Below are 13,101 nucleotides of genomic sequence, written 5' to 3' on the forward strand. Positions count from 1 at the left end.
CGAATGGGTTCAAGAACTCAGCTTTCATCGCTGCACCACTCTAGCCAAGTCAGAAAGCCCGGCGCGTGATCTGCACCGCCATGCGGCTGCCTACCACTCCGGGCCGACCGTGAAAGGCGAGTTTCGTCCCCACGAAGACCGGCAGTTCGGCCCCGACACGAGTATCCAGGCGGATGATGTCACCTACCTCCAGCGCCAAAAACTCCCCGAGCCGGATCCGGGCCGTGCCGAGCTGCGCGGTCAGCGACAGGGGTGCTTCCTGCACCGCCCGGCGAAGGCTCTCCTCCTCGGAAGGGCTCCTGAGCTTGGCATCAGCCAGCCAGGACTGCGGCGAAAGGCGCGAGAGAACGGGCTCCACGGTGGAGTAGGGGTAGGCGTAGGTCATGTGACCGAGGTGCTCTCCGATCTCCACCGCAAGCGTGATCGCCGCCACCGCCTCGGTGGGTCCGCCGGTCTGGATAAAGACGGGATTGGTGTCCACCGCTTCGATGCTGGGATCGAGGTCGGCCACGTTCCGCCAGGCCTCTTTCATGGGGCCGAAGGTATCCCGCACCACCCGCTGGATGATGCCCAGTTCGATCTCCGTCAGTTCCCGCTGCGGCTGCTCGTCGCTGCCGGGACCCCCGAAGACGCGCTCCACGATCGCGAACGCGACGTTCGGGCTGATCTCCAGCAGGCAGATCCCCGGCAGGGGGTTGAGCTTGAACGACAGGGCGACAGTGGGATTGGGCATCAGCTGGGTGAACTCGGAATACGTAAACTGATTGGTGGCGCGCACGTTGATCTGAACCCAGGTGCGCAACCCGGCGGACAGGTAGGACTGGAGCAACCGGGCCAGGTTCTCGTGGACCAGCACCAGCGTCCTGATGAGATCTTTGTTGAACTTGCTCGGACGGCGAAAATCGTATGTACGAATGTTCGTCTCCGAGGCCATTATCAATGCGTCAATTTCTGCCTGGCTCAGTAGACTCTCCATGGTCGCAATGCCTCCCTGGCCGGATGACCTGCGGGTTGTCCCTCCCCGCCATCGGCATGCAATTCATTTTCCCATACAACTTCGATAACTACGCCTTTAGTCCCTGCTAATAATAAGCCATGAGAGTGAGTCTGTTCTGCAGACGCGAAAAGCACCCTCAGGCGCCGGAAACACTTTGCGCGTCGGCGCCCACAGCGGCAACCCGGCTGGCGTGGGAAGGATCCTTCCTTCCGGTAGCCCCGTGGCTTTGCGGCCCCGCCTTTCGACGGGTGTGCCTTTTTCGCGTGGCTGAGAGTGCTGTTGAACCGGTACTCCTTTTCCGGTGGGCCCTCGAGGTTGCCCTCGGCCCGTACCTGCTATCACTTCGATGCCGAACCTCTAATACCTGCAAGCTTTGGTCATGTTTTCTTCGGTATCCATTCAAATCGCAGAGACCAGGAAGGACATGGGACTGTCCATCCTGGTCTCGTCGCGCACAGGCGTGTTAGCAGACGTAGTCGCCCTTCTCCAGCACCCGGGCCGCGACCTGCCGCTTCAGGGCGATGGTGTTGGCCGGGGTGTAGCGGGTGAGCCGCCGCAGGACGGAGAGCTGCGTGCGCAGCGTGTCGCTGTCTTCCTCCACAGCGGGCAGCAGGTTGCGGGCGATGGAGGCGATGCACTCGAAGGCCTCCTGGCAGTAGATGCGGGCCATCTCGGGCTTCAGGCCGGGGCGGCCGGCGCGGATGGCCTTCAGGGCCCGCAGGACGGCCGACTCCATGGCGTAGACCTCGATGGCGATGTCCGCCACGCCCAGCAGCAGTTCCTGCTCTTTCTCCAGGGCCATCTGGTACTTCTGCACGCCGAGGCCCGCCAGCATGAGGAAGACCTTCTTGGCCCGGTCGATCATGAAGAGCTCCTTGGCCAGCGGCTCATCCGACTCGTCGAAGGGGGTGAGCTCCATGAGCTCGCTCTGCAGGTTGGCCATCGCCTGCATGATGGGCAGCTGGCCCTTCAGCGCCCTCCGCACCAGCGTGCCGGGGATGAGCAGCCGGTTGATCTCGTTCGTACCCTCGAAGATGCGGTTGATCCGGCTGTCGCGGTAGGCAGTGCTCACCTCGTACTCGTCCATGAAGCCGTAGCCGCCGTGGATCTGCACGCCCTCGTCAGCGACGAAGTCGAAGGCCTCAGAGCCGAAGACCTTCATGATGGAGCACTCCATCGCGAACTCCTCGAGCCGCCTGGCGGCCTCACGGCCGTCGGCGTCAGGGTCGAGGCCGGCCAGCACAGACTCGAGCAGGCCGGCGGTGCGGTAACCCATGGACTCGGTGACGTAGGTGCGGACGGCCATGTCGGCCAGCTTCTGCTGGATCGCCCGCAGCTCGGCGATGGGCTTGCCGAACTGGTGGCGCGTCTTGGCGTACTCGGCGCAGATGGAAAGCACCATCTTGGCGGACCCGACGGCGCCGGCGCCCAGCTTCCAGCGGCCGATGTTCAGGATGTTGAAGGCGATGTGGTGGCCCTTGCCGATCTCGCCCAGCAGGTTCTCCACGGGCACCTTGGCGTCCTCCAGGATCAGGGAGCAGGTGGACGAGGCGTGCAGGCCCATCTTCTTCTCCTCGGGCCCGGTGGAGACGCCGGGGAAGTTCCGCTCCACGATGAAGGCGGAGAACTTGTCGCCGTCCACCTTGGCGTAAACGATGAACACATCCGCGAAGCCGGCGTTGGTGATCCACTGCTTGGTGCCGTTCAGGATCCAGTACTTGCCGTCCTCCGACAGCCGGGCCGTGGTGCGACCGCCGAGGGCATCGGACCCGGCGTTGGGCTCCGTGAGGGCGTACGCGGCCACCCACTCTCCCGTGGCCAGCTTGGGCAGGTACTTGGCCTTCTGCTCGGGGGTGCCGAAGTAGACGATGGGCAGGGTGCCAATGCCGGTGTGGGCGCCGATGGTGATGGCGAAGGAGCCCGCCCGGGAGTACTCCTCCACGGCGGCGGTGGCCGTCACCTTGTCCAGCCCCATGCCACCGTACTTCTCGGGAATCTCCAGGCCCAGCAGGCCCAGCTCCCCCAGTTCCCGCAGCAACGGGCGGGAGTGGAAAGGCTTATCCTGCTCGATCTCGTGGAGCCGCGGCCGCACCTTCTCGGAGAACTCGCGCGCGGTGCCGGCGATCATCCGCTGCTCCTCGGTAAGGTCCTCGGGCGTGGTCACCTGCTCGGGGTCAGGCGTGGAGAGCAGGAACGAACCACCCTTCAACAGGTTGGCAGTCTCGGACATTCAGGCTACCTCCTTTAGAGTTGTGGGCCATGGGCCGTGAGCAGTGGGTTTTGGGTAGTGGGCGATGGATGCCCCTGGACCGGGGCGGGAATGCGGGGGACTGGACGGACAGGGCGAGCGAAGCCGCACGGCTGGCGCCCGTTCAGGCTCCGCAGGAGGCCGGCGCGAGCGCAGCGGAGCGAGCACGCCCGGCCGACGAGGAGCACTACCGCTGGTACGCGCCAGCGGCGGCAAGCCGCCCTGCCCCGGCCAAAGTCTGGCTCCGCAGGAAGCCGACCCGGGCGCAACAGAGCGAGCACACCCGTCCGCCGAGGAGCATTACCGCTGCTCACGCGGCCGGGGCGCCAAGCCCCGCTGCCCGGTGGTCGCCGGCGGTAGGTAGCAGCGGCCCGGGGCAGCGGAGGCGATGGCGCGTTCCGGCCGCCGGTTCAAAGCTCCGCAGGCGGACGGCGCGGCGCAGCGGAGCGAACTGCGAAGCGAGCACGCCCGTCCGCCGAGGAGCATTACCGCTGCTCACGCGGCCGGGGCGCCGAGCCCCGCTGCCCCGGCCGGCGCGGGATTGCGAGTCCCGGCCGCGAGCCGCCCTGCCCCGGCCACGCAGACTAGTGCACGAACTCCAGCACGCCGGCGGCCCCCATGCCGCCGCCCACGCACATCGTCACCAGCCCATACTTCGCCTTGCGGCGCCGGGCCTCGTGCATGATCGTGACCGTCAGGCGGGCGCCCGAGCAGCCCAGCGGGTGGCCCAGCGCGATGGCGCCGCCGTTGACGTTCACCTTGGCCGGATCCATCTCCAGCTTCCGGATCACGGCCAGCGACTGCGAAGCGAATGCCTCGTTCAACTCGATCAGGTCCACGTCGGCCAGCGTGATGCCCGCCTGCTTCAGCGCCTTCGGCACCGCCACCACCGGGCCGACGCCCATCACCTCGGGCTCCACGCCGCCCACCGCAAACGAGCGGAAGATCGCCATCGGCTTCAGGCCCATCTCCTGCGCCTTCTCTGCCGACATCACCACCACGGCGGCGGCACCATCGGTCGTCTGGCTGGAGTTGCCCGCCGTCACGTTGCCGTTGGCCGAGAAGGCCGGACGCAACTTCGCCAGGGCCTCCATCGAGGTGTCGCGGCGGACGCCCTCGTCGGTGTCGAACACGAACTCCCGCTCGACGGCCCGCTTGCCGTCGAAGGACCGCTCCTTCACGGTGATCGGGACGATCTCATCCTTGAACTTGCCTGCGTCAATGGCCGCGGCGGCCTTCTGGTGGGAGGCCAGGGCGAACGCGTCCATGTCCTGCCGGCTCACGTCGTAGCGGGCGCAGACCACCTCGGCGGTGTGGCCCATCGACATATAGAGCTGCGGGTAGCTCTGCACCATGTCGGGGTGCGGCCGCGGCGTGTGGCCGCCCATGGGCACGCGGCTCATCGACTCCACGCCGCCGGCCACCACAATGTCCATGTAGCCGGACACGACGGCGCTGGCCGCGATGGCAATCGCGTTCAACCCCGACGAGCAGAACCGGTTGATGGTGAATCCGGGGACCGAGGTCGGGAGCCCCGCCCGGATGGCGGCGTTGCGGGCAATGTTCAGCCCCTGCTCCCCCTCGGGGAACGCGCACCCGAGCACCACGTCGTCCACGGCCGCGGGGTCGAGCCCGGGCGTGCGCGCGATCGCTTCCTTAATAACTGTCGCTGCCAGGTCCTCCGGCCGCACATGGCGCAGCGAGCCCCTCGGGGCCTTGCCCAGCGCCGTGCGGACGCCGGTCACGATCACAGCCTCGCGCAACTCGTCGCCACCTCCCTAGTTCCGCAGCGGCTTGCCGGTCTTGAGCAGATGGACCATGCGCTCCTGGGTCTTCTTCGTGCCCAGCAGGCTCAGGAACGCCTCGCGCTCCAGGTCGAGCAGGTACTGCTCGGTCACCCGCGTACCCGCCGGCACGTTGCCGCCCGTGAGCACGTAGGCCAGCTTGCGGGCGATCAGCAGATCGTGCTCGGTGGCCCAGCCGCCCAGGAACATGCCGTAGGCGCCCATCTCCAGGACGGCCCGGCCCTCGGGCCCAGCCACCGGGATCAGGGCGGGCTCGGGCGCACGGTAACCCGCAGCCTCCAGGGCCAGCACCACCTGCTTGGCCTCATACAGCTGGTGGTCCTTGTTCACCACGATGACGTCGCTGGGACGCAGGTAGCCCATCTCCTGGGCCTCCCTGGCCGAGGTGGCCACCTTCGCCGTGGCGATGGTCTCGAAGATGCGGTTGAGGATGGGCTGGGTGTCGACCTGGACCCCCACGGGCAGGTGCTCCAGGCCGCGGATCAGCATCTCCTTGTTGCCGCCCGCGCCCGGGATGACGCCGACGCCGACCTCGACCAGGCCCATGTAGGTCTCCGCCGCCGCCACCACCCGGTCTGCGACGGCGCACAGCTCGTAGCCGCCGCCCAGCGTCATGCCATAGGGAGCGACCACCACGGGCTTCGGGGCGAACTTCAGGGCCATGAACGCGTTCTGGAACTCACGCGCCATGAACTCGAGCTCGTCCCACTCCTCCTCCTGCGCCTCCATGAGCATGATCGCCACGTTGGCGCCGACGCAGAAGTTCTCCGTCCGGGCGCCGATGACCAGGCCCTTCCACTTGCCGCTGGCCAGTTCCTCGGCCGCCGCCTTGCACATGTTGATGATGTCGAAGCCGATGGCGGCCTTGGGCGAGTGCGTCTCCATCAGCAGCACGCCGTCGCCCATGTCCAGCAGCGTCGCGCCCTTCTTCTCGCGCACCACGCGGCCGGTCTCCCGCAGGGCGCCGATGTCGATGACGTGCTCGCTGGTGGGAACAGGAGCGTACTCGCCCTTGTTAATGAAGAAGCTCTTGCCGGCTTCCCGCCTGTAGAAGCCGCCCTGGCGGGCCGCCTCCTTGACCCAGTCGGGGACGGCCTCGCCCTCGGCCTCCATGCGGGCCACGGACTCCGCGAGGCCAATGGCGTCCCACATTTCAAACGGACCGAGTTCCCAGTTGTAGCCCCACTTCATGGCGTTGTCGATCGCGACCACGTCGTCTGCAATCTCGCCGACTTTCCGGGCCGCGTACAGCAGGGTTCGCTTCGTGACGGCCCAGAGGAACTCGCCGGCCTTGTCCTGGGCGAAGACGAGGCTGCGAACGCGGCTCCGGAGGTCCGGGTTGGCCTTGGCCGCCTCCAGCGACGGGAAGCTGGCCTTACGCCGCGGCCGGTACTCCATCGTCTCGAGGTCGAGGGTGAAGATCTGGTCACCTTCCTTCTTGAAGAAGCCCTGCCTGGCTTTCTGCCCGATCCAGCCCCGCTTCACCATCTCGCGGATCGGCTCGGGCACGGTGAAGATCTTCGCCTCTTCGGCGTCGGGGATGGTGGCCCGGCAGTTGTCCGCCACGTGGCAGAAGGTGTCAATGCCCACCACGTCCAGCGTGCGGAACGTGGCCGACTTGGGCCGGCCGATGGCCTTGCCGGTGAGGGCGTCCACCTCATCGGGGGTGAGGCCCAGCCGGTTCATCTCCTCAAGGGTGACCATCATGCCGTAGACGCCGATGCGGTTGCCGATGAAGTTGGGGGTGTCCTTGGCCAGGACGACGCCCTTGCCCAGCACCCGTTCGGCGAAGTCGGCCATGAAGGCCACGATCGCGGGGTCCGTATCGGGCGTGGGCACCAGTTCAAGCAGCTTCATGTAGCGGGGCGGGTTGAAGAAATGGGTACCAAGGAAGTGGCGGCGGAACGACTCGGGCGTTCCCTCCACCATCGCCCGGATGGAGATGCCCGAGGTGTTGGAGGAGACGATGCCCCCCGGCCGGTGGTACTCTGCCACCCGCCGCCAGAGGTTCCGCTTGATCTCCAGGTTCTCGATGACGGCCTCCACGACCCAGTCGCACTCGGCCACCCGGGGCAGGTCGTCTTCCAGGTTGCCGGGGGTGATGAGCCGCAGGACGTCCTTGGAATAGAGCGGGGAGGGCTTCAGCTTCTGCAGGGTCTGCAGCGCGTTGGTGGCCAGTCGGTTGCGCACCGCCTTGGACTCCAGCGTCAGCCCCTTGGCCGCCTCCTCGGGCGTGACTTCCCGCGGGACGATGTCCAGGAGCAGGGTCGGAATCCCCACGTTGGCGAGGTGCGCCGCAATCTGGGCGCCCATCACGCCGGCTCCCAGCACCGCCGCCTTACGGATCGCGTAGGGCACGGATCTCTCCCTCCTTGCAGTTCAACCCAGTCTGGGACATTCGCAGTTTTCGAACGCTCGGGGCCCGGGGCAGGGCGAGCGCAGCCGCGTTGCTGGCGCCAGTTCAGGCTCTACGCGCCAGCGGCGGCCAGCCGCCCTGCCCAGGAGGCTCCTGAAGCTGGTGTACGTGCCTGGCGCCCTGCGCAGCGAGCACGCCCGTCTGCCGAGGAGCTACCGCTGCTCACGCGGCCCGGGCGCCGGGCCCCGCTGCCCAGGGGAGTCTCACGCCTGGCTCAGCAGTGCCTTGAACTCCCGGGTGAGCAGCGGAACGACCTCGAACAGGTCGCCCACGATGCCGTAGTCGGCGACCTTGAAGATCGGCGCGTCGGGGTCCTTGTTGATCGCCACGATCACCTTCGAGGCGCTCATGCCCGCCAGGTGCTGAATCGCACCGGAGATGCCGCAGGCGATGTAGAGGTCGGGAGTGACGGTCTTGCCCGTCTGGCCGATCTGCAGGGCGTAGTCGCAGAAGCCGGAGTCCGCGGCGGCCCGGCTGGCCCCCACGGCGGCCCCCAGCACCTCGGCCAGCTCATAGAGGGGCTTGAAGCCCTCGGCCGACTTCACGCCGCGGCCGCCCGCCACCACGATCTTGGCGGCGGTGAGGTCCACGCCGCCTGCGGTCTTGCGCACGATCTCCTTCACCACCGTGCGCAGGTCCACGGGCTCGGCTGCCGTCTCCACCACGTCGCCGCTGCGGCCGGCATCCGCCTCCAGGGCGGCCACGTTGTTGGGCCGGAGGGTAGCGACGATCAGGCCCTGGGTCACCACCTGCGTGGCGTAGGCCTTGCCGGCGTAGATGGGCCGGGTGAAGACCACCTGGCCGCCTTCCACCTTCACCGCGATGGCGTCGCTCACCATGCCGGCGGCGTTGCGCATGGCGAACCGGGGCAGCAGGTCACGGCCGATGCCGGTGTGGCCCATCAGCACGGCGTCGGGCTTCTCCGCCAGGTAAACCTGCTGCAGGGCACCCAGCCAGCCGTCCGGGGTGTAGTCCTTCAGATGATCGCCCTTCACCACCACCACCCGGTCAGCGCCCCGGGCGATCAACTCGGCGGTGTCAACCTCCGCCTGACCCAGGAGCACCGCGGTGACGCTGCCGCCCTCGGCGATGGTCCGGCCCGCGGCCAGGCACTCGAACGACACAGGGCGCAGCGCCCCGTTGCGAACCTCTGCGACCACCAGAACGTTGCGTGCCATACCGTGTGCGCCCTCCCCTATACAACCTTGGCTTCGGTGCGGAGCAGGCGGACCAGCTCGCGGGCCTGCTCTTCCGGCGTGCCGCTGATCATCCTGTTCAGCCGGTTCTGTTCGGCCTGGTAGACCGAGGTGACGGCCGTCCGCGGCGTGGTGTCGGCCCCCAGGTCCGCAGCGGCGATGCGGGCAATCTGCTTCCGCTTCGCCTTCATGATGCCGGGCACCGACGGATAGCGAGGCTCGTTCAGCCCCTGCTGGGCGGTGATCAGGGCCGGCAGCGGCACCGAAACCACCTCGGTGTCGCCCTCGGCGTCGCGGTGGACCGTGGCCGTGCCGCCGCCGATCTCCACCTTGAGCGCGGCCGCTACATGGGGCAGCCCCAGCAGTTCAGCCACCCGCAGCGCCGTCTGCCCGGCGCCGGTGTCCACGGAGACGTTGCCGGCCAGGATCAGGTCGAAGTTCTTCCCCTTCGCCCAGGCGGCCAGCAGGCTGGCCACCACGACCGCATCGGCATTCTCGGGCGGCGTGATGGCCACGGCCTCGTCGGCGCCCATGGCCAGGGCCCGGCGCAGGGCCTCGTCAACCCGCTCGGCGCCCACGGAGACCACCGTGACCGTGCCCCCCACAGCCTCACGGATCCGCAGGGCCTCCTCCACGGCGTACTCGTCGTACGGGTTGATCACGAGCGTCACGTCGTCGTCGAGGATGCGGCCGTCCTTCACGGTCACCTTGGCCTCGGTGTCAAAGGTCTGCTTGAGCAGCACCAGAATCTCCATCTGCCTGTCTACCTCCCTCTCGGTCTTGCAGCACGCCGTGGGCGATCAGGGCGTAGGTGGGCTCGGCCAGCGCGTCGAGGTCGAACTTGTAGCCCGAAAGCACCCAGGCGGTTACGGTCTGGTCGAGGGTGCCGTAGATGAGGTTGCGGATCTGCTTCGCGGGAACGCTGGCGGTGAACAGGCCCGCGGCCTGCCCCTCTGCGATCACCTGGTCAAGCACGGCGAACCAGCCCTTCATCAGCCGGCTGATCCGCTGCTGCACTGCGGTGTCGGCCTGCCGCATCTCGATCTGCGTGACGGCGGCCAGCTCGGGCCGGCTGCCCAGGGAGCGGAAGTGCTGGGCAATCATCCGCCGCAGTTTCTCCCGGGGGTCGGTCACCTCGGCGATGGCCTGCCGTTGCTCGGCGATCAGGAGCTGCAGCCGCTCGCGGAAGAGGCAGACCAGCAGGTCGGGCTTGTTCTCGAAGTAGAGATAGACCGTGCCTGCAGCCACGCCGGCCTCCGCCGCGATGCGCGAGATCTGCGCATTGTGGTAGCCCTGCCGGGCGATCACCTGTTGAGCGGCGTCCAGGATGGCGGTGTACTTGTCGCCGCCCCGCTGAGCCACCTAGCCAACCTCCTTCCGCCGCTGCTGCTCCTCCTCCAGGAGCACCCGGCGCAGGACCTTGCCCACGATGGACTTGGGCAGTTCGTCACGGAACTCGATAATCCGAGGAATCTTGTACGCCGCGAGGTGCTGGCGGCAGAACTCCATGATCTCGGCGGGATCGAGGGTGTGGCCCTCCTTCGGCACGATGTACGCCTTCACGGTCTCTCCGCGGTACTCGTGGGGCACACCCACCACCACCGCCTCCTTGATGCCCCGGTGCAGGTAGAGCACCTCCTCCACCTCGCGCGGGTAGATGTTGAACCCACCGGCGATGATCAGGTCCTTCTTCCGGTCGACGATGTAGAAGTAGCCCTCCTCGTCCATGCGGGCCATGTCGCCGGTGTGGAGCCAGCCGTCCCGCAGCGCCTCTGCGGTGGCCTCGGGGTTGTTCCAGTAACCCTTCATCACCTGCGGCCCCCGCACCACCAACTCGCCCACCTCGCCCACGGGCACGTCCTCGCCCGTCTCGGGGTTCACGATGCGGCACTCGGTTTCGGGCCAGGGCAGGCCGATGGAGCCCTCCTTCCGCCGACCCCAGATGGGGTTGGCATGGGTCACCGGCGACGCCTCGGTGAGGCCGTAGCCTTCCACCAGGCGGCCGCCCGTCAGCCGCTCGAAGGTGGTCTGCACCTCCACCGGCAACGGTGCCGCACCCGAAATGCAGGCCTCAATCGAGTCCAGCCGGTACTTCTTCACTTCCGGCAGGTGGTTGATGCCCACGTACATCGTCGGCGCTCCGGGGAAGATGGACGGCCGGTACTTCTCAATCAGCCTGAGGGCCTCGCGCGGCTCGAACTTGGGCTGCAGGACCATCGTCCCGCCCATGCGGATGGTGAAGTTCATCAGGGTGGTCATGCCGTAGACGTGAAAGAAGGGAAGTGCGGCGAGGGTGACCAGTTCCGGGCCGCGCTTGGCCCGGTAGAGCCAGGCCTCGGTCTGCATGACGTTGGCCACCAGGTTCCGGTGGGTCAGCATGCAGCCCTTGGGGAGTCCGGTCGTTGCGCCCGTGTACTGGAGCAGCGCCAGATCCTCGGCCGGGTCGACGGACACCGGAGCCGCGACGGGCGGCCCGGCCAGCAGGCGGGACCAGGGCATCACGCCCTTGCGATACGGAATCCGCGGCGGCTTCAGTTTCAGCGGGGCGATCCAGCGCACCGGCACCGGCATGTAGTCCTGCAGGCCGGTGTAGATCACGTGCTCCAGGCCCAGCTGGCTCACCTTCGGGTAGGCCAGATCGACGGCGATCATCACCTTCGCCCCGCTGTCGCCGATCTGGTGCCTGAGCTCACGGGGCATGTAGAGCGGGTTGACCTGCACCACCACGGCGCCGGCCATCAGCGCTCCGTAATAGGCGATGATCGCCTGCGGGCAGTTGGGCAGCATGATGGCCACGCGGTCCCCTTTGCGAACGCCGAGGTTGATCAGGCCCCCCGCCACGCGGCGCACCTGCTCATAGACCTCGCGGTAGGTCAGGCGGGCGCCGTAGAAGATCGTGGCGGTCGCATCGCCGTACCGGTGGGCCGACTGCCGCAGGAACTCGTACAGCGGCACGTTCTCCACCGTGAGGCGGTGCGGCACTTCCGGCGGATAGGCCTTGAGCCAGGGCTTGTCTGCGTATCCTAGCGACACTCCTCCCCTTCCCCCTCGTGACGAACCGGGTCTTCCCCCGCCTATGTCTGAATGAATGGCCATTCATTCGGCCCATTGTATTCTGAATGTCTAGCGATAACTCCTTCTTTTGTACTAGACAAATTCTAGTTATTTTGGTCACAATCAGAAATCCGATCGGGATAACGCCAATAGAAAAAGACCAGCACCCGGTGGTGCTGGTCTTGGCCTCGTAGCTCAGCGGTTGTTGATCAGCGGGTTAGGACAGACCTCCGTGCACTCACGGCACGCCAGACAGCGGGAAAGATCCAGCCGCCAGCGCGGGCGCACGTAGGTGAGGGCCGCCGAGGGACACGCTCCGACACACCTCAGACACTGGTGGCAGGGGCGGATCTCGTCATCAGGCGCTTCAGCCGCGCGCGGGCGAAGGGCTGCCATGAGAGACCGAAACGGCCGCACTCCGGGCACGGCTGTCACCCCCTGCTTCATCCTGTGTCCAGCGTAACACAGCGCATCGCCACTCGAACATGGGCGAAAGGCTTCTTGATCGCAGTAGGGCCGCCGCCCGGTGGGACGTCACGCCTCCGGTGCAGGCCCGGTACGGCATTCCGTCCCGGCGATGAAGCGAGAGCGTTGCAGCCGAACAGGCATCCGGCCGAACAACCGTCGGGCCGGCGCAGCGGGATACCGTCAGGACCCGGCGAGTAGTGCGAAAGTACCAGCGCGCAATAAACACAACAGCGGATGGTGGACTCGGCGGTGTGGATGCTACAGTGAGGCTGTAAGGAGTTTGTAAGAAATCTGAGGTCGGCTCGCAGTTCCTGGTCAACTTTCTAACGAAATCTCGCTGGAATTATCCGTTTGATAGGAGGAGATCCCATGCTCGAGTACTTCAAGGGCGCAAAGGGTAGCTGGATCTGGCTCGTGATCCGTCTGTACGTTGGTTATCAGTGGATGACCGCCGGCTGGCACAAGCTCGTCGACGGGTTCGATGCCTCGGGCTTCCTCAAGGGCGCCATTGCCAAGGCGGTTCCCGCCTCCGAGGGGGCGAAGCCCGTGGTGCAGGGTTGGTGGGCCGCTTTCCTGGAGAAGTTCGCTCTGCCCAACGTCGGCCTCTTCAACTTCCTGGTTCCCGTGGGCGAGTTCCTCGTGGGCCTGGCGCTGATCGTGGGCTTCGCCACCATCTTCGCCGCCACGATGGGCATGGTGATGAACTTCGCCTTCCTGCTCAGCGGCACGATCAGCAGCAACCCGAACCTGCTCATCCTGGAGTTCATCCTGGTCGCTCTGGGCGGTGCGTACGCCGGCTACCTCGGCGTGGACTACTGGTTCCGCCCGATGTACCGGAAGGCCGTCGCCCGGCTGTTCGGCGGGGAGGCCAGCACCGCAAAGGCCACTGCCTGACCAGCCTGAGTCACCCGAACCAC

10 protein-coding genes and 1 riboswitch are annotated in these 13,101 nt (G+C 66.9%); of the genes, 1 reads left to right on the plus strand and 9 read right to left on the minus strand.

What is annotated here, in order from left to right; translation table 11 throughout:
• Window positions 1-49: 49 nt before the first annotated feature.
• The 9 genes from fliM to AB2385_RS00275 form a co-directional block, all read right to left on the minus strand.
• On the minus strand, window positions 50-976 hold the full coding sequence (fliM, locus tag AB2385_RS00235; RefSeq protein WP_367652890.1) for a flagellar motor switch protein FliM: 927 nt from the start codon (window positions 974-976) through the stop codon (window positions 50-52).
• Window positions 977-1,169: 193 nt separating this feature from the next.
• Window positions 1,170-1,262, minus strand: a riboswitch (cyclic di-GMP riboswitch).
• 198 nt (window positions 1,263-1,460) lie between these two features.
• Window positions 1,461-3,227 (minus strand): acyl-CoA dehydrogenase family protein, encoded by a 1,767-nt coding sequence (locus tag AB2385_RS00240; RefSeq protein ID WP_367652891.1) that lies wholly within the window; start codon window positions 3,225-3,227, stop codon window positions 1,461-1,463.
• Between the two features lie 602 nt (window positions 3,228-3,829).
• Window positions 3,830-5,008, minus strand: coding sequence for an acetyl-CoA C-acyltransferase (locus AB2385_RS00245; RefSeq protein WP_367652892.1), 1,179 nt, complete (start codon window positions 5,006-5,008; stop codon window positions 3,830-3,832).
• A 15-nt stretch (window positions 5,009-5,023) separates the two neighbouring features.
• Window positions 5,024-7,408 carry a 3-hydroxyacyl-CoA dehydrogenase/enoyl-CoA hydratase family protein gene (locus tag AB2385_RS00250; protein WP_367652893.1) on the minus strand — a complete coding sequence of 795 codons (2,385 nt, stop codon included), beginning with the start codon at window positions 7,406-7,408 and terminating at the stop codon, window positions 5,024-5,026.
• A 261-nt stretch (window positions 7,409-7,669) separates the two neighbouring features.
• Complete coding sequence (locus AB2385_RS00255; RefSeq protein ID WP_367652894.1) at window positions 7,670-8,644, minus strand: electron transfer flavoprotein subunit alpha/FixB family protein; 975 nt, start codon at window positions 8,642-8,644, stop codon at window positions 7,670-7,672.
• Between the two features lie 17 nt (window positions 8,645-8,661).
• Complete coding sequence (locus AB2385_RS00260) at window positions 8,662-9,417, minus strand: electron transfer flavoprotein subunit beta (RefSeq protein WP_367652895.1); 756 nt, start codon at window positions 9,415-9,417, stop codon at window positions 8,662-8,664.
• Window positions 9,383-10,024, minus strand: coding sequence for a TetR/AcrR family transcriptional regulator (locus AB2385_RS00265; RefSeq protein WP_367652896.1), 642 nt, complete (start codon window positions 10,022-10,024; stop codon window positions 9,383-9,385). The genes AB2385_RS00260 and AB2385_RS00265 overlap by 35 nt, the downstream gene beginning before the upstream one ends.
• A complete protein-coding gene (locus AB2385_RS00270; protein WP_367652897.1) occupies window positions 10,025-11,695 on the minus strand; it encodes a long-chain fatty acid--CoA ligase in 1,671 nt (556 codons plus the stop codon).
• Between the two features lie 216 nt (window positions 11,696-11,911).
• Complete coding sequence (locus AB2385_RS00275) at window positions 11,912-12,163, minus strand: 4Fe-4S dicluster domain-containing protein (RefSeq protein WP_367652898.1); 252 nt, start codon at window positions 12,161-12,163, stop codon at window positions 11,912-11,914.
• Between the two features lie 390 nt (window positions 12,164-12,553).
• Between AB2385_RS00275 and AB2385_RS00280 the strand changes: the two genes are divergently transcribed.
• Complete coding sequence (locus AB2385_RS00280) at window positions 12,554-13,078, plus strand: DoxX family membrane protein (protein WP_367652899.1); 525 nt, start codon at window positions 12,554-12,556, stop codon at window positions 13,076-13,078.
• Window positions 13,079-13,101: the final 23 nt, after the last annotated feature.

This window comes from Symbiobacterium sp., from assembly GCF_040797425.1.
GTDB lineage: Bacteria > Bacillota > Sulfobacillia > Symbiobacteriales > Symbiobacteriaceae > Symbiobacterium.